This window comes from Gordonia sp. NPDC003422 (assembly GCF_053588675.1).
Window position 1 is genome coordinate 106534 of record NZ_JBSFQL010000014.1, and the last position, 19863, is coordinate 126396.

The following is a 19863-nucleotide window of genomic DNA, read 5'->3' on the forward strand; positions in this document are numbered from 1 at the left end:
TAGTCAAACCTTAGAAATGTTGTTCCTGGTCACATGTCCTACTCGACGACCGGCCTGCTCCAACTGGGGTCGGGCGCGCGCGGTGGTGTGGTCCATCCCGTGCTCCGGCCACCGGTGGGCGTGGGCCGACGATGGGCGCCGGCCGGACGTTCCGCCTTCGGCAATTCGGCGGTGTCGCCGAGTTGTTGCTCGATGGAGGTGGCCTCCGAACGGAGATCCAGCGCGTCCAGATCCAGGGTGCGGGCATGGATGATGTGCCGGTTGCGCAGCGCCGACCGCACCGCGCGGTGCAATCCGTCCTCGAGGTACAACTCGCCCTGCCAGCGCACGACGTGCGCGAACAGGTCCCCGTAGAAAGTGGAGTCCTCGCTGAGGAGCTTGTCGAGCGCGAGCACCGTCGTCACCGTCGTCAGTTCGTCGAGTCGCAACTGCCGCGGCGGGATCTTGGCCCACGCGCGCGTCGACAAACCGTGGTCGGGATAGGGCTTGCCCTCGCGCACCCCCTTGAAGATCATTGCTTGTCCGGCCTTTGCAGCGCAGTTTCGTAAGATGGACGTCACCCACTGTATGGCAGAGCGAGCGTGGTCAGGAGGTGAAAAGCGTGTCCAGCACCGATGATCGTCGGTTCGAGATCCTGCGCGCGATCGTGACGGATTACGTCGACACGCAGGAGCCGATCGGCTCGAAGGCGTTGGTGGAGCGTCACCAGCTGGGCGTCTCGAGCGCGACGGTGCGCAACGACATGGCCGTCCTCGAGGCCGAGGGGTACATCACCCAGCCACACACGAGTTCTGGTCGGGTACCGACGGACAAGGGCTACCGCGTCTTCGTCGACCGCATCAGCGAGATCAAACCGCTGTCGGGTGCCGAGCGTCGCGCCATTCTCTCGGTGCTCGATTCCGGAGTGGATCTCGATGACGTACTTCGCCGGTCGGTCAAGCTGCTCGCCCAGCTGACCCGACAGGTCGCCGTCATCCAGTACCCGGTCCTGTCCACGGCAACCGTGCGCCATCTCGAGGTGGTGACCTTGTCGCCGTCGCGTCTGCTCCTGGTCGTGATCACCGACAACGGGCGCGTCGAACAGCGGGTGGTCGCGCTGTCACAGGATCTCGACGACGAGGACTTCATCCGGCTGCGCGACATGTTCTCGGTGGCATTGCACGGTAAACGTCTCGAGGAGGCGTCGGCCGCGGTGGCCGAGGTCGCCAATGCCGCCCCCGCCGACATCCGCACCGCAGTGGTGAACGTGGCGACGGTGCTCGTGGAGACGCTGGTGGAGCGCGGGGACGACCGTCTGGTGCTGGGCGGGACGTCGAATCTGGCGAGGTCGGCGGCCGATTTCGCCCCTGGCACCGGCGGCATGGACCCGGTACTCGACGCGCTCGAAGAGCAGGTCGTGGTGCTGAAGTTGCTCGCCGCGGCGCACCGTATGGGCAGCGTCACAGTGCAGATCGGGGAGGAGACCCAGACGGAGAACCTGCGCGGCACCTCGGTGGTGTCGACAGGGTACGGTGCATCGGGCACGGTGTTCGGCGGGGTGGGCGTGCTCGGTCCGACCCGCATGGACTATCCGGGAACAATCGCATCCGTCGCAGCCGTTGCGAAGTACGTCGGCGAAGTACTCGCCGAACGTTGAGCCATACCTGAACACCGAGCCATACCTGAAGGACCGACACAACCGTGGCACGTGATTATTACGGAATTCTGGGCGTGCCCCAAGGGGCAAGCGACCAGGAGATCAAGCGCGCCTATCGCAAGAAGGCACGCGAACTGCATCCCGACGTCAATCCAGGAGAAGAGGAACGCTTCAAGGAACTCAGCACCGCCTACGAGGTGTTGAGTGACCCGGAGAAGCGTCGCATCGTCGACGCCGGCGGAGATCCGCTCGCGACCGCGGGTGCCGGTGGTGGATTCGGCGGCTTCGGCGGTGGCGGTGGTTTCGGTGACGTGTTCGAGGCGTTCTTCGGGTCCGGCGGTGCGTTCGGTGGTGGCGGCGGATTCGGTTCGGGGCGCGGCCCGCGGTCCCGGGTACAGCCCGGCGAGCCTGCACTCGTCGCGATCGAACTCGACCTCGACGAGTGTGCGTCGGGCGTCAACAAGGAGATCACCGTCGACACCGCGATCCTGTGCGACGTGTGCACCGGATCGGGAACCAACGGCGACAGCAAACCCACCACCTGCGACACGTGTAAGGGCAACGGGCAGATCCAGGCCGTCCAGCGTTCGCTCCTCGGCCAGGTCATGACCGTCCGCGATTGCCCGACGTGCCATGGCGTCGGCGAGGTCATCAGCGATCCCTGCCACAAGTGCGGTGGCGACGGCCGCGTTCGGTCGCGCCGCACGATGACCGTCCGGATCCCGGCAGGCATCGAGAGCGGTATGCGCGTGCGGCTGGCCGGTCAAGGTGAGGTCGGCCCCGGGGGCGGACCCGCGGGTGACCTCTACGTGGAGGTGGCCGAGCGCCCGCATGCGGTGTTCATGCGTGACAAGGACGACCTGCACTGCACCTTGCGGGTGCCGATGGCCGACGCGGCGCTCGGTTCGGAGTTCGCCGTCGACACCATCCTGGGCGATCAGGTGACCGTCACGATCGCCGCCGGAACCCAGCCCGGCCAGGTGGTGAAGCTGCGCGGACAGGGCATGCCACACGTCAACTCGGGTGTTCGCGGCACCATGCACGTCCACCTCGACGTGGTGGTGCCCGGCAAGCTCGACGCCGCGCAGTCCGAGGCGCTCAAACGCTTCCGCGACGCGTCCGACGATCAGATCGAGATCATCAACACCACGAGCGCCGCCGGTCCGGGCGGGCTGTTCTCCCGTCTGCGCAACGCGTTCGCGGGCCGGTAGCGGTCGGCGGGCGTATGAGTCCTCCGCTGTTCTGGGTCCAGACGGTCCCCGAACCCGGAGCCGATGTCGTGCTCGGCGGTCCCGAAGGCCGGCATGCGGTCACGGTCACCCGGGTGTCGGTCGGCGAGCGCGTCGTGATCGGCGACGGCGCCGGATCGACCGCGCTGGCGCAGGTGGAGTCCATCGAGGCGAAAGACCGGCTGATCGCGCGAGTCCGTGAGTTCACCTACCGAGCACGGCCGACCCCGCAGGTCACCGTGGTGCAGGCGCTGCCGAAATCGGAGCGCTCCGAGTTGGCCGTCGACCTCGCCACCGAGGCCGGCGCGGACATCATCGTGCCGTGGCAAGCGGCCCGGTGCGTCGCGCGGTGGGCAGGTAAAGCCGACAAAGGCGTGACGAAGTGGCGTGTCGCCGCGTCGGCCGCCGCCAAGCAGAGTCGGCGGGCCTGGATTCCGGACGTCACCGACCTCGCGTCGACGACCGACGTGCGCGCACTCTGCGCAGACGCGATCGCGACGGGCGGCACGGTGGCGATCCTGCACGAGGAGGCGTCCGCGTCGTTGCGCGATCTTCCACTGGCGCAAGCCAATCGGATCGTGCTGGTGATCGGGCCAGAAGGCGGCCTCGACGACGGCGAGGTCGCAGACCTCACCGCTCTCGGTGGGCACGCGGTGATCCTCGGCCCGGAGATCCTGCGGACGTCGACGGCCGCTGCGGTCGCGCTCGGGGCGATCGGTGCCCTGACCGACCGCTGGACGCGGTGAGCTCGTGAAACCGGTCAACTCGTGAAACGCTGTGCGGTGCATCGCACCAAGATCCACTACGGCGCGGCGCCGTCGAAGTTCGGTCACCTCTATCACGCATCCGATCCGGCCGATCTGCCGCCGACGATGCGGCCGGTGGTCCTGATTCACGGCGGGTACTGGACCACGGAGTTCAGCCTCACCATCGAGTCCGCAATCGCTCGGCAATACGCCGAACGTGGCGCTCTGGTGTGGAACATCGAGTATCGCCGCGTCGGCGAGCCCGGTGGTGGCTGGCCGAACAGCGCGACCGACGTCGTCGACGCGCTGTCGGCGCTCGACGAGCAGGTGCGTGCGCCGTTGCCCGACGTGGTCGCCGACCGCGTCGACTGGTCGTCGGTCGGTGTGGTCGGCCATTCGGCCGGCGGTCAACTGGCGGTGTGCGCGGTCGCCCGACTCGGCGCCCAGACGGCCCGGACGCGCATCACCACCGTTGTGGCGCAGTCGGCAGCGCTCGACCTCGTCGCGGCAGGCCAGGCGGGTCGCGAGTCGGTGCGCGCGCTGATCGGGGCGTCCTACGCGGACGCGCCGGCGCGGTATCGGGCCGCGTCACCGATCGAGCAGGACATCTTCGACGCGCACGTCGTCGCCGTGCACGGCGACAGGGACACCGCGATCCCCGTCGAGGTGAGCCGCCACTACGTCGAGGTGGTGGGGTCGCGCGGGCAGTCCGCCGAGCTGATCGTGGTGCCGGAGGAAGGGCACGACGTCTTCGTGAACCCGCGCAGCGTCGGAAACCGACAGACGATGCGCGTGCTGGGGATCTGAACGGTAGGGGATGTGAACGGCACCGGAATATTGCCTGCTGGCCGCTCGTTGTGTCGCGATACACTGGCGTGCACCGCAGTGTTGCCCAGCGCGCATGGGCGGTGCCACACAACCCGATGATCAGGAGTGATTTCATACGTGACTGACGACAATCCCGACACGAGCGGGCAGTCGCGCGCGACCTCGACGCGCCGATCTGTGGTCACGTCTACCGTCGAAGTCTCTCCCGAAGTGGTGTTCGGGCTGCTCGGCGCGAGCGACGTCAATCTGCGCACCCTGGAACAGCTTCTGCCCGCCGAGATCCATGTGCGCGGCAACGTGGTCACGCTGACCGGCGCCGCCGCCGATGTCGCGGCCTCCGAGCGGGTCATCGGCGAACTGGTCGACCTCGTCGGCCGCGGCACCCCGCTGACGCCGGACCTGGTGCGGCACAGCGTGTCGATGCTCTCCGAGACGACCGCCGAGTCGCCGGCCGAGGTGCTGTCCCTGGACATCATCTCGCGGCGCGGCAAGACGATCCGCCCCAAGACGCTCAACCAGAAGCGCTACGTCGACGCGATCGACAACAACACGGTGGTCTTCGGGCTCGGACCGGCCGGCACGGGCAAGACCTACCTTGCGATGGCGAAAGCCGTGCAGGCCCTGCAGTCCAAAGCGGTCAACCGGATCATCCTCACCCGACCGGCGGTCGAGGCCGGCGAGCGGCTCGGGTTTCTGCCCGGCACGCTGAGCGAGAAGATCGACCCCTACCTGCGTCCGCTCTACGACGCCCTGCACGACATGATCGACCCGGAGTCGATCCCCAAGCTGATGGCGGCCGGGGTGATCGAGGTGGCGCCGCTGGCTTTTATGCGCGGTAGAACCCTCAATGACTCCTTCATCATCCTCGACGAGGCGCAGAACACCACCACCGAACAGATGAAGATGTTTCTCACCCGGTTGGGTTTCGGCTCCAAAGTTGTGGTGACCGGCGACGTCTCGCAGGTCGACCTTCCTGGCGGTGCGCGAAGCGGTCTCCTTGCCGCAACGGGGATCCTCGAGGGTATCGACGACATCCACTTCTCGCACCTGACCAGCCAGGACGTGGTGCGCCACCGTCTGGTGGCCGACATCGTCGACGCCTACGGACGCGCCGAGGAGGCCCAGCGCGGCGGCCGTCTGCGCGACGCCGACAAGCTGCCCGGTAATCGCGCCACCCGACGCGCATCGAGCCACGGACGACGCTCATGAGCATCGAGTTCGCCAACGAATCCGGGGTCGACGTCCCGGCCGAATTGATCATCGAGGCCGCGCGTTTCGCGATCAACGCGATGGACGTGAATCCGGCGGCGTTGTTGTCGGTGCTGTGCGTCGACGAGGACACGATGGCCGACATGCACGTTCAGTGGATGGACCTGCCCGGTCCCACCGACGTGATGAGCTTCCCGATGGACGAGCTGGTGCCGGGCGGTCGGCCCGACGCCGCCGACCTGGGTCCAGCGATTCTCGGGGACATCGTGTTGTGTCCGGAATTCGCTGCGCAGCAAGCCAAGTCAGCACGACGTTCCTTCGACCACGAACTGTCGATGCTGACCATCCACGGCGTCCTGCATCTGTTGGGCTTCGACCACGCGGACCCCGACGAAGAACGCGAGATGTTCGGCCTGCAGAACGAGATCCTCGAGGCCTTCTACGCGCAACGTCACCGTCAGGCGCGCAAGCAGCGGCAGTCCGACAAGGACGCGCGTCTGCTGTCCAACATCGGGTTCACCGCAGCGGATGACGAGGCCAAGGCCTCGGATGCCGCACCGCCCGAGGAGAAATGACCGTGCCCGACGACATATGGTTCGTCGTCGCGGCGATCATCCTGATCAGTGTCGGTGGGTTGTTCGCCGCGATCGACACCGCGGTGTCGACGGTGTCCATCGCCCGCGTCGAGGACATGGTCAAGGAAGGCCGGGCGGGGGCTCGGCGGCTGATGACGATCTTGTCCGCGCGCGCCACCTATGTGGGGCTCGCGGTGCTGCTGCGCGTGAGCTGCGAGACCGCCGCTGTCGCGTTGATCGCGTTGAGCGCCACCGATGCTCTTGGACTCGGCTGGGGCCTGTTCGCGGCGATCATCGGTATGGCGGTGGTGTCGTATGTGGCCGTCGGAGTCGGACCGCGGACGTTGGGCCGCCAGCATGCGTACACGATCGCCCTGTCGTCGGCGATTCTGCTGTCGGCCCTCGGTGTCCTGCTCAAGCCGGTCACCCGGTTGTTGATCCTCATCGGTAACGCGCTGACGCCCGGACGCGGCTTCCGCAACGGGCCGTTCGCCACCGAGGTCGAACTGCGCGAGGTGGTCGACCTCGCCGAGGCCAGCGGCGTCGTGGCCGCCGACGAGCGCCGGATGATCCAGTCAGTCTTCGATCTCGGTGACACCTTCGCCCGCGAGGTGATGGTCCCGCGGCCCGAGATGGTCTGGATCGAAGCCGACAAGTCGGCCGGGCAGGCCACCAATCTGGCTGTGCGGTCCGGTCATTCGCGTATCCCGGTGATCGGCGAGAACACCGATGACGTCCTCGGGGTGGTGTATCTCAAAGACCTGGTCGCCAGATCGGCCGACGACGCGTCGGCGCTCACCGTCGGCGACGTCATGCGGGTGGCCGAGTTCATCCCGGACTCCAAGCCGCTCGACCGGGTACTCGCCGACATGCAGCGCACCCGAAATCACATGGCGATGCTGGTCGACGAGTACGGCGGCATTGCCGGCTTGGTGACCATCGAGGATGTGCTCGAGGAGATCGTCGGGGAGATCACCGACGAATACGACCTCGACGAGGTCGCCCCGATCGAGGAACTCCCGGATGAGGCCTATCGGGTGTCGGCGCGGCTGCCGGTGGAGGACCTCGGCGAACTGTTCGACATCGAGATCGACGACGACGAGGTGGAAACCGTTGGCGGACTGGTCGGTCTGGAACTGGGCCGCGTTCCGTTGCCCGGGGCGCGGGTACAGTCACACGGGCTGGAACTGATCGCCGAGGGCGGGCCGAATCGGCAGGGACGCCAGCGGATCACGACCGTGCTGGTGACCCGGATCGAAGCCCCGGACGACGAGGATCGATCAGATGAACACGACCGCGCGGACAACGGCGACGCGCGGGTTGCCGCACCGGAATCGCTGTCTGCGGCGGCCGGCGAGCGTGGCTCACCGGAGGACCACAAGCGCCGCGACGGGTCTGCCCGGCGTAACGGAACCCATGACACCGTCGGATCTGCTTCGCGCACATCGCGATCAGGAGCCGGCAGTAAGGAACGATCGTGACCGATGACCTCTCGGACGAGGATCGCAAGCTCGTCGTGCTCGCACGCGGAGCGCTGGCTCGAGCCGAAGCTGCGTCGGGTGCGGCGGTCCGCGACGACGACGGGCGTACCTACGCGGGTGCCGACGTCGTGACCGCCACGCTGACGTTGTCGGCGCTACAGGTCGCGATCGCCACCGCGTTGTCCAGCGGTGCGCGCGGTTTCGAGGCGGCGGTGGTGGTCAACGGCCGTGCCGACGACCCGGGTCTGCCCACGTTCGCCGACGTCAGTCCCGACGCATATGTGTATCTCACCGACACCGCAGGCACGCCGACATCCCGCGTGGGACAAGCCTGATGGGGGAGTTCCGCTCGGGCTTCATCTGTTTCGTCGGACGTCCCAACACCGGTAAGTCGACGCTGACGAACGCGCTGGTGGGCGAGAAGATCGCGATCACCTCGAATCGTCCGCAGACCACCCGCCACACGATCCGCGGCATCGTCAACCGGCCCGACGCCCAGCTCGTCCTGGTCGACACGCCTGGGTTGCACCGGCCGCGGACCCTGCTCGGTCAGCGCTTGAACGATCTCGTCCGCGACACCTACTCGGAGGTCGACGCCATCGGGGTGTGCATCCCGGCCGACGAGAAGATCGGTCCGGGTGACCGGTGGATCGTGGAACAGGTGCGGCAGATGGCGCCCAAGACCACCGTCGTCGGCATTGTCACCAAGATCGACCGCGTCGGTCCGGAGCAGGTCGCGGCGCAATTGCTGGCTCTGTCCGAGTTGCTCGGACCCACCTCCGAGGTGGTCCCGGTGTCGGCGACCTCCGGTGCCCAACTCGACGTCCTCACCGACGTCCTGGTGTCGTTGATGGATCCGGGGCCGGCCTTCTACCCGGAAGGCGAACTGACCGACGAACCCGAAGAGGTCATGATGGCCGAGTTCATCCGGGAGGCCGCGGTGGAGGGGGTCCGCGACGAACTCCCGCATTCGCTCGCCGTGGTCATCGAGGAGATCATCGAGCGCGAACGCGAACCCGACCAGGTCCCGATGCTCGACGTGCATGCGATTCTCTACGTCGAGCGTCCGAGCCAGAAGGGCATCATCATCGGCCACAAGGGTGCGCGGCTCAAACAGGTGGGTATCGCCGCCCGCGCCCAGATCGAGCGGATGCTCGGCGTCAAGATCTACCTCGACCTGCACGTCAAGGTCGCCAAGGATTGGCAGCGCGACCCCAAGCAACTCGGACGCATGGGCTTCTGATCCGATCCCGGTGTGGCAGGGTTGCCCGTGGTAAGGGTGTGACATCTTCCGCTCCCTGAGGTGCGAGCGAAGCGAGCCTCGAAGGGCGTGGCGAGACAACAGTGAGACGGTCGGGATCGGGAGGAGACCGATGGGCAGGCACGACGAGGAGCCGGACGCGACGGTGATCGCGCCCGACCGCGGTGAACACGAGGCGGCCGAGCCGGAGGCAGAGGCAGGCCGGACCATCGCCGACGTGCTCGGGTCACCGCGATTCTGGTTGCTGCCGGTGGTGCTCGTGGTGGTGCTGTTCTGCCTGATGGCGGCCCTGTACATGGCCGCGGTGGTCAACCCGGAGAAGCATCTGCACGACTTCCCGATCGCGCTGGTCAACGAGGACACCGGCGGCAAGGTCGACAACGGGGATGGCACGTCGACCGAGCAGAATTTCGGCGATCAGGTGGCCGACGGTGTGATCTCCTCGGCCGCAGAGAACGGCATCGTCATCAGCCGGACGGATCGCGCCGCGGCGTTCAACGACCTGGGTACCGGCAAGGTGTACGGCGTGGTGGTGATCGACACCGGATTCACCAACAAGGCGATTGCGCTGGGGCAGGCGACCGTGCTCACCAACAAACCGGCGACGCCGTCGATCGGGGTCTACATCAACCGCGGGTCCGGCGCGTTCGCATCGTCGGTCACGACGACGTTTGCCGACCGCATGCGCACCGAGGTCAATGCCCAGTTCGGGTCGCAACTCACCGACACGGTGCACGCCCAGTTGAGCAAACTCGACAAGCCGTTCACCGGGGCCGCCCAGGTGGCGCTCGCCGCACCGGTCGACGTCACGGTGATCGAGCCCACACCGCTACCTGCCGGAGCGGGTAATGGGTTGACGGCGTTCTATTTTGCGCTGCTGCTCATCCTGGCCGGATTCACCGGGGCGATGATGGTGAGCATCCTCGTCGACGGCATGCTGGGGCAGACGCCCATCGAGTTCGGCCCGTTCTACCAACTTCGCACCCGCCTGTCGATCTCTCGATGGGGGACCGTGGCGGCGAAGTGGACGATCATGCTGCTCGTCTCGTTTGTGCAGGCGGCCCTGTTCATCGCGGTGTGTGCGGCCGTGGGTACGTCGCTGCCGAATGCGTTTGCGCTCTGGGCATATTCCGTGTTGGCGATCTTCGCGGTCGGGGTGACGGCGACGTCGATGATGGCGGTGTTCGGCAATCCGGGTCTGATCTTCAACCTGATCTTCTTCGTGGTCTTCGGCTTGCCGTCGTCGGGCGGCACGCTGCCGCTGGAGGCGAGCCCACGGATCTTCGAGTGGATAGCGGCCGTGGAGCCGATGCATGTGATCTACCTCGGGGTGCGATCGATTCTCTACTTCGACTCCGACCTGAGTGCGGGTCTGGCGCGGTCGGTGATCCAGTGCCTGGGCGGACTGATCCTCGGTGCGCTGCTCGGCTGGGCGGGCACCAAGTACTACGACCGGAAGAACTGGCATCGCTACCCGGGTGCGATGACCTTGCCGCCGCGTCTGGACCGCGTGATGAACGCCAACTAAGGCCCGTTGCGGTATGTCGCGCTCCGCTCCGTCGTTGCCCGGTGGAAGAATGTGCGGGTGAGGTTCTACCGGGACGAGGCTGTGGTGCTGCGCCAGCACAAGCTGGGTGAGGCGGATCGCATCATCACGCTGCTCACCGCCGAACACGGCCTGGTGCGTGCGGTGGCCAAGGGCGTGCGGCGCACCCGGTCGAAGTTCGGGGCGCGGCTGGAACCGTTCGCGCACGTCGATGTGCATCTCTACCCCGGCCGGAATCTGGATGTGGTGACGCAGGTGCACAGCCTGCACGTCTTCGGCGACGCCCTGGTCGCCGACTACGGGCGCTACACGACGGCATGCGCGGTCCTCGAGACCGCGGAGCGGTTGGCCGGCGAAGAGCGTGCGCCAGCGCCGCAACTGCACCGCTTGACCGTGGGGGCGTTGTCGGCACTCGCCGAGGAGCGACGCCCGCGGGAACTGATCCTCGACGCGTTTCTGCTGCGGGCAATGCATTGCGCAGGCTGGATGCCCGCCCTCGACGTCTGTGCCCGCTGTGCGACGCCCGGTCCGCATCGGGCCTTCCACGTCGCGGTCGGCGGTGCCGTCTGCCTGCATTGTCGGCCGCCCGGCGCGGCGACACCGTCGCCCGGTGTGCTCGACCTGATGGACGCGCTGTTCCGGGGTCAGTGGGAACACACCGCCGATGCGACCCCGTCGTTGCGCCGCCAGGCCAGCGGATTGACCGCGGCGCATCTGCAATGGCATCTGGAACGTCAGCTCCGAACCCTGCCGCTCATCGAACGCTCCGCGCCTCATAGGCTGGTGGAAACGGCGTGAGAGGAGTGCGGTGATGGCGTTACGGCCAGGCGCGTCGCGGCGCAAGGCGTCGGGCGCCGCGGAGAAGCCCGGCGAACCGCGGGTGGTCCGACCGCCCGATCCGCATCCCAGCGGTGCGCGTCCACCAGCTATTCCGGCCGAGTTCGTACCCCGGCATGTGGCACTGGTGATGGACGGCAACGGCAGGTGGGCGACCGATCGTGGCCTGCCGCGCACGGAAGGCCACAAGCGTGGCGAAGCGGTCCTGATGGACACCGTCTGCGGATGTATCGAGTTGGGCGTCACATGGCTGTCGGCGTATGCCTTCTCGACCGAGAACTGGTCGCGCAGTCCCGACGAGGTTCGTTTTCTGATGGGGTTCAACCGCGACGTGATCCGTCGTCGTCGTGACGAGATGAACGAGATGGGTGTGCGAGTCCGCTGGGCCGGCCGCCGACCACGACTGTGGCGCAGCGTGATCCGCGAGCTCGAGGTCGCCGAGGAACTCACCAGGGACAACACGGTGATGACCCTGACGATGTGCGTGAACTATGGTGGCCGTGCCGAGATCGCTGACGCCGCACGGGAAATCGCCCGGCGCGCCGCCCGCGGGGAGATCGATCCCGAGCGGATCTCCGAGGCCACCTTCGCGCGGTACCTCGACGAGCCGGACATGCCCGACGTCGATCTGTTCTTGCGGCCTTCGGGCGAGCAGCGCATCTCCAACTTCCTGCTGTGGCAGTCGGCCTACGCGGAGATGGTGTACCAGGAGAAGCTATTCCCCGACTTCGATCGTCGAGACCTGTGGGCGGCATGCCTGGAGTATGCCGAACGCGACCGCCGCTTCGGCGGGGTGAACCCACGATGACCGACTCCTTGCTCAGGCGGGTGTCGGGACTGCTCTCCGAAATCGGCAGCGTCGCGTCGTCCGATCCGGAATCGCTTGTGGTGCAAGTCGGTTCGACGAGCGCTTCGATCCGGGTGCTCGCCCTCGCCGACGGGCTCGACGTGCTGGCCATCACCCAGCTCATCGCACTCGACCTCCCGAACACCGAGCAACTCCGCGACGACGTCGAGACCTGCGGTGCGCAGCTGAGCTTCGGCAGCCTCCGGCGCTCCGACCCCCAGGGCGTGACCACAGATGTGCTGCAGTACTACACGTTTCCGGCCGGCAACCTCGACGACATCCCGTTGCTCACCGTCTTGCACATCGTCCTGACCTCCGGCGCCGACGCCGCGACGCGGCTGGTGGGGAATTAGAGCCGAGGTCATGGACCGGGACGGGGCTATCGCGCCAAGGATGGTCGTCCGGCGTTGGCCGCACGAAAAGTAGGGGAAGAAGTTTCTTCCCCTACCCTTGGAGTCCTCCCCACGAAATTTCGCGGGGAGGACTCGGAACTTAGGGGAGGAAGTTCTTCCCCTAGATTTTTCGGCACGACGGAAGCGTATTTGCCCAGGTCAGCGGTTCGGTCACCGGACTTTCGGGTCAGGGAGCGGCGACGGTGCAGTCGGCGCAGGTGCCGAACACCTCGACGGTGTGGTTGATGCCGGTGAATCCGTGCTCGCGAGCGATGCGCGTCGCCCACCTCTCGACCGGTTCGGCCTGGACCTCGACGGTGGTCCCGCACGACCGGCACACGAGGTGGTGGTGATGATTGGCCGAGCAGTGCCGATATCGGGTCTCGCCGGAACCGTCCCACAACACGTCGATCTGACCGGATTGGCTGAGCGCCTGCAGGTTTCGGTACACGGTGGTGAGTCCGATGGATTCGCCGCGGGCTCGAAGGGCGTCGTGCAGTTCTTGTGCCGAACAGAAATCGTCGGTGGCGGCGAGTGCGTCGGCGATCGCGGCGCGTTGACGCGTGGAGCGGATGCCGGTGACCGGCTGCGGCCCGGTCACCGTGCCTCCGCAGCTGCGTCGGAGACCTGGGCGTCGGGCGCGGCGACCTCCATGGCGTGGACGAGCGCGTCGTTCACGATGTGGGCAATGTGATCGTCGAGGAGTTCGTAGGTGATCTCGCGGCCGTTGCGCTGTCCGCGCACCACTCCGGCGTCCTTGAGGACGCGCAGATGCTGGCTGACCAGAGGTTGGCTGAGATCGAGTCGCCCGACCAGTTCGTGTACGCATTGGACTCGTTCACGAAGGGCGAGAACGATCGCGATCCGGGTCGGGGAAGCCAGCGCGCGCAGCAGATCGCTCGCGGCCTCCCGCGCCACGGTAGATTGGCGCAGATCGAATTCGTGAGCCGACATTTGGTGGGACCTTCTCCTCGTGGGTTTCCTGCCATCTTATCGGAAGCGATTGTCAAAGAGTCGACGCTTGGCCGCGCGACCGGATCGAACGTCGGGGCGAAGGAGCGGAGAGTGTCGGGATCGTCGGAAGCACCGCCTGTCGACCGGGCGGCGTTCCCGGTTCTGGTGCTCGGGCTGCTTCTGTGGTTTATCGCGCTGGGCTGGTTCCTCCTGCGCGTGGATCTGTGGATCTTTGGCCTCATCGCTGCGGCTGTGATGTGGTTTCTGTGTCTGGTGGGTGTGGTCTGCGCGGTGATGGGTGCTGTCCGGATGCGCCGTCCGGCGGTGGCAGTTCTCGCCGTGCTGCCGGTGATGGTGTTCGGCACCGTCATCGTCGGAGACTGGGCCGCTGCATCACCCCGAGCCTGGTTCATCACTCATCGCGCCCTCTACGACCAGGCCCTTAACGTCGATCCCGGCGACGACTATTACGGACAGAGCCTTCCTCTGCATCTGCGATACCTGACGGTCGACGGCCGGGTCTCCGGCGGCGACATCAAATTCTTTCCCTTGTGGATCGGAACTCCCGACGATGCAGGTGGCATTCTGCATAGTCCGGGAAGATCACCCGCGGGTTTCGACATGTACGGCATGATGTGCCGAGACCCGGTCTCGCTCGGCGACGACTGGTGGATGTGTGGTGTGAAGTCCTGACGGCGATCCGTCAGGGTTGAGTGCGCTGACGCACTCGTGGGCCGGGTACCGCGTCGGGTCCGGCGACCGCCAACGCATAGGTCGCGACACCGTAGGCCACCGCCGACGCATTGACCGCGAGCGCGCCGTTGTTCACGTTGTCGATGGTGTCCCTGGGCGAGTGGTAGTTCGGATCGAACGGTTGCCCGGCCGTCCCGCCCCAGAGTCGGACCTGCTCCGGTGTCTTCTTCTGTTCGGCGCCGGTGTCCACGCCGCCCGCGGGTACGCCGATTGCGATGAAGGGGCCGTAGTCGGACCGGCCGTCGAAGTCGCCGGGCTGCGTGGTGATCGGTTGCGCCGGGAAGGTCGCGTAGAAGCGGTTGAGGACTCGCTCGATGCCGGCCGAGCCGTCGGGACCCGGACCTGCTCCGTCACGCGCCGAGTCGTCGCCGTCGTAGACGAAGTACCCGAAATTCGGGGAGCCGAGCATGTCGAAGTTCAGGTACAGCGCCAGCGCCTGCCGCTGCGGTACGTCGAGCGACTCGACATACCGGGTGGAGCCGATGAGCCCTTCTTCCTCGGCTCCCCAGAACGCGAAACGCACGGCGCGCGCCACCCGCGGAGCAGAGCCGAGTCGCAGCGCGGTCTCGAGCAGGGCGGCGGTTCCGGTGCCATTGTCGTTGATGCCCGGCCCGGCCGGCACGCTGTCGAGGTGTGCTCCGGCCAGCACGACGTCGTCGGCGCTGCCTGTGGTGGTTTGCGCGATCACGTTGCGCGACAAGATCTTCTTGTTCCCGGCAGTAACCGACAGGCTGATCGACCTCGCCGCACGCACCTGGTCGCCCGCGCCTGCCGCGACGCCGACCACCGGGATCGTCGGCACCGGCGGTTCCTCGTCGCCGAGCGTCGCGCCGGCCAGTTTTCCCGGAACGTTGTTGACGACGATGACGCCGCGTGCGCCGGCCGCCTCGGCGAGTCGCGCCTTGTCGACGAACTGGCAGGTGCCTCGGGTGACGACCGCGATCGCGCCGCGCGTGGCCGCCGGATAGTCGGACGCAACACACCCGAATCCGCCGACCGTGACCGGGTTTCCGGTCACCGGATGGTCGCCGGTGCCCGTCGTGTACTGCAGGACCGTCGCGTCGATCGCGATGCCGTCGGCCTTCAGATCCACCGGACCGGACTCGAAACGGGTGTACTCGAAGGTCGGTGTCGAGACGGTGAAACCCGCTCGGCGCAACATGTCCGCGACGTAGTCGACCGATGCGTCGTAGCCCGGCGTGCCGGCCGCGCGGTTGCCGTGGTGGTCGTCGGCCACCTGCTGTAGGGCCTTCAGATGCCGCATGACGTTGTCGACAGTGACCCCGCGTGCCAACGATTCGGGGCTGAGGTCTGTGATCGGCGGTGCGATGCTCGGCGGCGACGAGATGCTGGTGTTCTCGGCGCTCTTCTGAGCTGCCTGGTCACCGGCGGACGCGCAACCGCTCACGACCAGCAGAAGCGCGAGGGTCGTGGCGATCAGCGTGCGCTTGCGCAGGATCACGGCCTCAGGGTAGCGGTCAGGACAGGCATCCCGTCGGCAGGGACATGACCAGCGAGTACCAAACGATCGGGGATTCATTCGGGTGGGATACCACCGCCCGCCGAGACCTAGCCCACAGTCAGTTGTTCGCGTCCGCGGTAGCGATTCGGGGTCCGGTGAGCGCGACGGCTACCCTGTAGAGGTTGTTCGTTCGCCGCAGGTGGACGCCGACGACCGTCCCGATCCCAACGTCCGTGGAGAGCACATCATCGTGGCCGCCGCCCAGTCCAATCGAGTTGATCCCGTCGTGAACCTGGCCAAGCGCCGGGGCCTGGTCTACCAGTGCGGTGAGATCTACGGTGGGACGAAATCGGCGTGGGACTACGGTCCGCTCGGCGTGGAACTCAAGGACAACATCAAGCGGCAGTGGTGGCGCACCATGGTCACGAGTCGCGACGACGTGGTCGGCCTCGACTCGTCGGTCATCCTGCCGCGTCAGGTGTGGGAGGCGTCGGGCCATGTAGAGGTCTTCACCGACCCGCTCGTGGAGTCGCTCTACACGCACAAGCGCTATCGTGCCGATCACCTCATCGAGGCCTACGAGATCAAGCACGGCCACGCGCCGGCCAACGGGCTCGCCGACATCAACGATCCCGAGACCGGCCAGCCGGGCAAGTGGACCGAACCGAAGGCCTTTTCGGGTCTGATGAAGACCTTCCTCGGTCCGGTCGACGACGAGGAGGGTCTGCACTACCTCCGCCCGGAGACCGCGCAGGGCATCTTCATCAACTTCAAGAACGTGATGACCACCGCGCGCAAGAAGCCGCCGTTCGGCATCGCCCAGATCGGCAAGAGCTTCCGCAACGAGATCACGCCGGGCAACTTCATCTTCCGCACCCGCGAGTTCGAGCAGATGGAGATGGAGTTCTTCGTCAAGCCGGGCGAGGACGAGGAATGGCACCAGTACTGGATCGACCAGCGTTTCGACTGGTACGTGAAGCTCGGCATCGATCCGGAGAATCTCCGGCTGTTCGAACACCCCAAGGACAAGCTGTCGCACTACTCCAAGCGCACGGTCGACGTGGAGTACAAGTTCGGTTTCGCCGGCAATCCGTGGGGTGAACTCGAGGGTGTCGCCAACCGCACCGACTTCGACCTGTCCACCCACAGCAAGCACTCGGGCGAGGATCTGAGCTTCTTCGACCAGGCCAGTGGTGAGCGCTACACACCGTTCGTCATCGAACCGGCAGCCGGTCTCACACGTTCGTTGATGGCCTTCCTGTGTGATGCCTACACCGAGGAAGAAGTGCCGAATGCCAAGGGCGGCACCGACACTCGCACGGTCCTCAAGCTCGACCGACGCCTGGCGCCGATCAAGGTGGCGGTGTTGCCGCTGTCGCGCAACGAGAAGCTCTCACCCAAGGCCCGCGATCTCGCGACCGAACTGCGCGGGCACTGGAACGTCGAGTTCGACGACGCGCAGGGCATCGGCAAGCGTTACCGCCGTCAGGACGAGATCGGTACACCGTTCTGCGTGACTGTCGACTTCGACACCCTCGACGACCAGGCGGTCACGATCCGTGAGCGCGACACCATGAGTCAGGAACGGGTCGCCCTCGACAAGGTTGCCGAATACCTGGCGGGCGAGCTCATCGGAGCCTGACCGTCCGTTGACTGGGCGTCCCAAACCGTTGACCGTGCGTCCTCGTGGGCATCGATCTCGCCGATCGATTCCGCTTGACCTGCGATTGTCTGTCACAATTGAGGGCGAGTTTGCCGTGCGCGCGGACAAGGGGTCCGGCCGCGCAGGCGGAGGAGAGTGAGTGGAGTCGTGGCGGTCAGCGGGAAAGTCGTTCATTATGACACGAATCGGGGTTTCGGGTTCTTGGCGCCGGAGTCGGGTGGCGCCGATGTGTTCCTGCACATCAACGACATCGACATCGACGAGAACTCGCTGAAGCCGGGTGCCAAGGTGTCCTTCGACGTCGAGGAAACCGATCGGGGCGCCAAGGCGATCAACGTCGCGGTGACCGAGGAGGCCCCTGCCGACGATTCGGCGAATGCCCGTGCTCACCGTCGTGAAGAACACCACGGTGGCGGCCGCGGTCATGGAGATCGTGACCGGGACCGCGGACATGATCGTGGTCACCGGGGCGAACGTCGTTCGCGGGGCGGTGCAGGCACGCTCGATTCTGCCGCCTTCACCGAGGAACTCACCGAGCTGCTGCTCGACTCGTCGGGCGATCTGACGGCCGCCCAGATTGTCGCGATTCGACGTCGGGTCACCGAATTCGCCGTCGCCCGAGGCTGGGTGCTTGACTAGCTTTCCCACCGCCGCGGGTCACATCGCACCGCCGATGGCGGACTACGGCCTCGAGGCGACCGAGCGGATAGTGCCGGAAGGTGCCAAGGTGGCGAGCCTCCCCGGCACCCGCACGGATCACCGCAGCGACTTTGCCCGTGACCGCGCGCGCGTCCTGCATTCGGCCGCGTTGCGTCGGCTCGCCGACAAAACCCAGGTCGTCGGTCCGCGCGAGGGTGACACCCCGCGGACCCGGTTGACGCATTCGCTCGAGGTCGGGCAGATCGGCCGGGGTATCGCGATCGGGCTCGGTGCCGAACCCGACCTCGTCGAACTCGCCGGCCTGGCACACGACATCGGCCATCCACCGTACGGACACAACGGCGAACGCGCGCTCGACGAGGTCGCCGCCGATCACGGCGGCTTCGAGGGCAACGCGCAGAATCTCCGCATCCTGAGTCGGCTCGAACCCAAACTGCTCGACGACGAGGGCCGTAGCGCTGGGCTCAACCTCGCGCGGGCGTCGCTGGATGCGACGCTGAAGTACCCGTGGACCCGTCGCGCACCGGGCACCAAGTTCGGTGCGTACGACGACGACGCCGAGGTGCTCGCCTGGATTCGCCGTGGCGCCCCCGAGGGCCGTCAATGCGTCGAGGCGCAGATCATGGACTGGTCCGACGACGTCGCCTATTCGGTGCACGACCTGGAGGACGGGGTGATTGCCAACCGCATCGATCTGCGCACGCTCGCCGATCCGCAAGACCAGCGTGCACTTGCCGAGATCGGTCTGCGGGAGTTTCCGGGCCTGGAACTCGAGGCGCTCATCGACGCCGCGAAGCGTCTCTCCCGCATGGACATCGTCCGGTCTGTCGGCGTGTTCGACGGCACCCTCGACAACTATGTGACGCTCAAACGGCTGACGAGTGAGTTCATCGGCCGGTTCGCGTCGGCCGCGATCACCGGTACCCGTGCCGAGGTGGGTGACCGGCCGGTGTCGCGCTACGACGCCGACCTCGCGGTCCCACAGATGGTCGCCGCCGAGGTGCTGATGCTCAAGACGCTGGCGCTGCGGTTCATCTTCTCCAACGAGCGGCACAAGGCGACGCAGCACCGCCAGCGCGAACGCATCCACCGGGTCGCGGACTGGTTCTTGGCGGCCGCGCCGGGTGGACTCGACCCGATCTTCGTACCCGCCTGGAACGACGCGGCCGACGACACCGCTCGCATGCGGGTCGTCGTCGACCAGATCGCGTCGATGACCGAAGGTCGGCTCGAACGCACCGACAAACAGAACTCGGGCGCACAAGCGCACCTGGGCTGATCTGAGCTAGCACCCACCTCAGCCGGCAGGCGGCTTCAACTCCTGCGCCAGCATGACGAGGATGCCGCTGGGCCCGCGCACGTACGTGAGTTTGTACACGTCGGCATAATTCGCGACGCCCCGCAGCGGGTGGCACCCATGCCGTGCGGCGATCTCGAGGGCCTCGTCGATGTCGTCCACCGAGAAGGCGACCCGGTGCATGCCGATCTCGTTGGGGAGGGTGGGGTCGGTCTCGATCGCCTGCGGGTGGATGTATTCGAAGAGTTCGAGAGTGCCGTGACCGTCCGGCGTCTGCAGCATCGCGATCTTCGCGTGGTTGCCGTCGAGGCCGACGGCGGTGTCGGTCCACTCGCCGCTGACCGTCTCCCGGCCGACCACCGTCAGACCGAGGTCGGTGAAGAAGGCGATCGTCGCCTCGAGGTCGCGCACGGCGATGCCGACATTCTCCAGTTTGATGGCCACGAGTCGGATGCTACCGGCTGGGGACGTGGCCGGAACCGGACCC

Annotated in this window: 22 protein-coding genes; 17 read left to right on the forward strand and 5 right to left on the reverse strand. The window is 66.6% G+C overall.

Going from position 1 to position 19863, the window contains the following annotated elements:
* Positions 1–38: 38 nt before the first annotated feature.
* A complete protein-coding gene (locus tag ACWDTF_RS13710; RefSeq protein WP_240857592.1) occupies positions 39–515 on the reverse strand; it encodes a type II toxin-antitoxin system VapB family antitoxin in 477 nt (158 codons plus the stop codon).
* An 86-nt stretch (positions 516–601) separates the two neighbouring features.
* Here ACWDTF_RS13710 and hrcA point away from each other — a divergent pair, with 86 nt between their 5' ends.
* The 13 genes from hrcA to ACWDTF_RS13775 all read left to right on the forward strand — a co-directional run bounded on the left by hrcA (position 602) and on the right by ACWDTF_RS13775 (position 12548).
* Positions 602–1636, forward strand: coding sequence for a heat-inducible transcriptional repressor HrcA (gene hrcA, locus ACWDTF_RS13715; RefSeq protein WP_240857593.1), 1035 nt, complete (start codon positions 602–604; stop codon positions 1634–1636).
* 44 nt (positions 1637–1680) lie between these two features.
* On the forward strand, positions 1681–2847 hold the full coding sequence (gene dnaJ, locus ACWDTF_RS13720) for a molecular chaperone DnaJ (protein ID WP_449754496.1): 1167 nt from the start codon (positions 1681–1683) through the stop codon (positions 2845–2847).
* A gap of 14 nt (positions 2848–2861) precedes the next feature.
* Positions 2862–3611: a 16S rRNA (uracil(1498)-N(3))-methyltransferase gene (locus ACWDTF_RS13725; protein WP_240857595.1), complete on the forward strand. Its 750-nt coding sequence runs from the start codon at positions 2862–2864 to the stop codon at positions 3609–3611.
* A gap of 36 nt (positions 3612–3647) precedes the next feature.
* Complete coding sequence (locus ACWDTF_RS13730) at positions 3648–4418, forward strand: alpha/beta hydrolase family protein (protein ID WP_240857596.1); 771 nt, start codon at positions 3648–3650, stop codon at positions 4416–4418.
* Positions 4419–4556: 138 nt separating this feature from the next.
* Entirely contained in the window at positions 4557–5648 is a 1092-nt protein-coding gene (locus tag ACWDTF_RS13735) for a PhoH family protein (RefSeq protein ID WP_240857597.1), read from the forward strand.
* Positions 5645–6223 carry an rRNA maturation RNase YbeY gene (ybeY, locus tag ACWDTF_RS13740; protein ID WP_355276165.1) on the forward strand — a complete coding sequence of 193 codons (579 nt, stop codon included), beginning with the start codon at positions 5645–5647 and terminating at the stop codon, positions 6221–6223. Before ACWDTF_RS13735 ends, ybeY begins: the two co-directional genes overlap by 4 nt.
* A 2-nt stretch (positions 6224–6225) precedes the next feature.
* On the forward strand, positions 6226–7704 hold the full coding sequence (locus tag ACWDTF_RS13745) for a hemolysin family protein (RefSeq protein ID WP_449754497.1): 1479 nt from the start codon (positions 6226–6228) through the stop codon (positions 7702–7704).
* On the forward strand, positions 7701–8039 hold the full coding sequence (locus tag ACWDTF_RS13750; RefSeq protein ID WP_355276161.1) for a cytidine deaminase: 339 nt from the start codon (positions 7701–7703) through the stop codon (positions 8037–8039). The genes ACWDTF_RS13745 and ACWDTF_RS13750 overlap by 4 nt, the downstream gene beginning before the upstream one ends.
* A complete protein-coding gene (era, locus tag ACWDTF_RS13755; RefSeq protein WP_449754498.1) occupies positions 8039–8947 on the forward strand; it encodes a GTPase Era in 909 nt (302 codons plus the stop codon). The genes ACWDTF_RS13750 and era overlap by 1 nt, the downstream gene beginning before the upstream one ends.
* A gap of 130 nt (positions 8948–9077) precedes the next feature.
* The gene (locus ACWDTF_RS13760) at positions 9078–10493 is read left to right on the forward strand and encodes a YhgE/Pip domain-containing protein (RefSeq protein ID WP_240857602.1); all 1416 of its coding nucleotides are present in this window, start codon (positions 9078–9080) and stop codon (positions 10491–10493) included.
* A gap of 57 nt (positions 10494–10550) precedes the next feature.
* A complete protein-coding gene (gene recO / locus ACWDTF_RS13765) occupies positions 10551–11309 on the forward strand; it encodes a DNA repair protein RecO (protein ID WP_240857603.1) in 759 nt (252 codons plus the stop codon).
* A 13-nt stretch (positions 11310–11322) separates the two neighbouring features.
* Positions 11323–12156, forward strand: coding sequence for an isoprenyl transferase (locus tag ACWDTF_RS13770; protein ID WP_240857604.1), 834 nt, complete (start codon positions 11323–11325; stop codon positions 12154–12156).
* Complete coding sequence (locus tag ACWDTF_RS13775) at positions 12153–12548, forward strand: hypothetical protein (RefSeq protein ID WP_240857605.1); 396 nt, start codon at positions 12153–12155, stop codon at positions 12546–12548. Before ACWDTF_RS13770 ends, ACWDTF_RS13775 begins: the two co-directional genes overlap by 4 nt.
* A gap of 226 nt (positions 12549–12774) precedes the next feature.
* Here the strand turns inward: ACWDTF_RS13775 and ACWDTF_RS13780 are convergent, their stop codons facing one another.
* Both ACWDTF_RS13780 and ACWDTF_RS13785 read right to left on the reverse strand, forming a co-directional pair.
* Positions 12775–13188, reverse strand: a complete 414-nt coding sequence (locus tag ACWDTF_RS13780; protein ID WP_240862607.1) for a Fur family transcriptional regulator — start codon at positions 13186–13188, stop codon at positions 12775–12777.
* Positions 13185–13541, reverse strand: a complete 357-nt coding sequence (locus ACWDTF_RS13785; RefSeq protein ID WP_240862609.1) for an ArsR/SmtB family transcription factor — start codon at positions 13539–13541, stop codon at positions 13185–13187. Before ACWDTF_RS13785 ends, ACWDTF_RS13780 begins: the two co-directional genes overlap by 4 nt.
* Before the next feature lie 111 nt (positions 13542–13652).
* On the opposite strand from ACWDTF_RS13785, the gene ACWDTF_RS13790 reads away from it, so the two are divergent.
* On the forward strand, positions 13653–14234 hold the full coding sequence (locus ACWDTF_RS13790; RefSeq protein WP_240862611.1) for a hypothetical protein: 582 nt from the start codon (positions 13653–13655) through the stop codon (positions 14232–14234).
* Positions 14235–14244: 10 nt separating this feature from the next.
* Here ACWDTF_RS13790 and ACWDTF_RS13795 read toward each other — a convergent pair whose 3' ends face one another.
* A complete protein-coding gene (locus ACWDTF_RS13795; RefSeq protein WP_449754512.1) occupies positions 14245–15750 on the reverse strand; it encodes a M28 family metallopeptidase in 1506 nt (501 codons plus the stop codon).
* Between the two features lie 256 nt (positions 15751–16006).
* Between ACWDTF_RS13795 and ACWDTF_RS13800 the strand changes: the two genes are divergently transcribed.
* From ACWDTF_RS13800 to ACWDTF_RS13810, 3 genes are all read left to right on the forward strand, one after another.
* Complete coding sequence (locus ACWDTF_RS13800; protein ID WP_449754513.1) at positions 16007–17398, forward strand: glycine--tRNA ligase; 1392 nt, start codon at positions 16007–16009, stop codon at positions 17396–17398.
* Positions 17399–17566: 168 nt separating this feature from the next.
* Positions 17567–18058: a cold-shock protein gene (locus tag ACWDTF_RS13805; RefSeq protein WP_240862646.1), complete on the forward strand. Its 492-nt coding sequence runs from the start codon at positions 17567–17569 to the stop codon at positions 18056–18058.
* A 34-nt stretch (positions 18059–18092) separates the two neighbouring features.
* Positions 18093–19358 (forward strand): deoxyguanosinetriphosphate triphosphohydrolase, encoded by a 1266-nt coding sequence (locus ACWDTF_RS13810; protein WP_240862648.1) that lies wholly within the window; start codon positions 18093–18095, stop codon positions 19356–19358.
* A gap of 18 nt (positions 19359–19376) precedes the next feature.
* Here the strand turns inward: ACWDTF_RS13810 and ACWDTF_RS13815 are convergent, their stop codons facing one another.
* A complete protein-coding gene (locus ACWDTF_RS13815) occupies positions 19377–19820 on the reverse strand; it encodes a VOC family protein (protein ID WP_240862616.1) in 444 nt (147 codons plus the stop codon).
* Positions 19821–19863: the final 43 nt, after the last annotated feature.

Coding starts and splice junctions, on each gene's coding strand:
- ACWDTF_RS13710 (WP_240857592.1), bottom strand. CDS start 515: ATGATCTTCAAGGGGGTGCGCGAGGGCAAGCCCTATCCCGACCACGGT.
- ACWDTF_RS13725 (WP_240857595.1), top strand. CDS start 2,862: ATGAGTCCTCCGCTGTTCTGGGTCCAGACGGTCCCCGAACCCGGAGCC.
- ACWDTF_RS13810 (WP_240862648.1), top strand. CDS start 18,093: ATGGCGGACTACGGCCTCGAGGCGACCGAGCGGATAGTGCCGGAAGGT.
- ACWDTF_RS13775 (WP_240857605.1), top strand. CDS start 12,153: ATGACCGACTCCTTGCTCAGGCGGGTGTCGGGACTGCTCTCCGAAATC.
- era (WP_449754498.1), top strand. CDS start 8,039: ATGGGGGAGTTCCGCTCGGGCTTCATCTGTTTCGTCGGACGTCCCAAC.
- ACWDTF_RS13770 (WP_240857604.1), top strand. CDS start 11,323: ATGGCGTTACGGCCAGGCGCGTCGCGGCGCAAGGCGTCGGGCGCCGCG.
- ACWDTF_RS13785 (WP_240862609.1), bottom strand. CDS start 13,541: ATGTCGGCTCACGAATTCGATCTGCGCCAATCTACCGTGGCGCGGGAG.
- ybeY (WP_355276165.1), top strand. CDS start 5,645: ATGAGCATCGAGTTCGCCAACGAATCCGGGGTCGACGTCCCGGCCGAA.
- ACWDTF_RS13760 (WP_240857602.1), top strand. CDS start 9,078: ATGGGCAGGCACGACGAGGAGCCGGACGCGACGGTGATCGCGCCCGAC.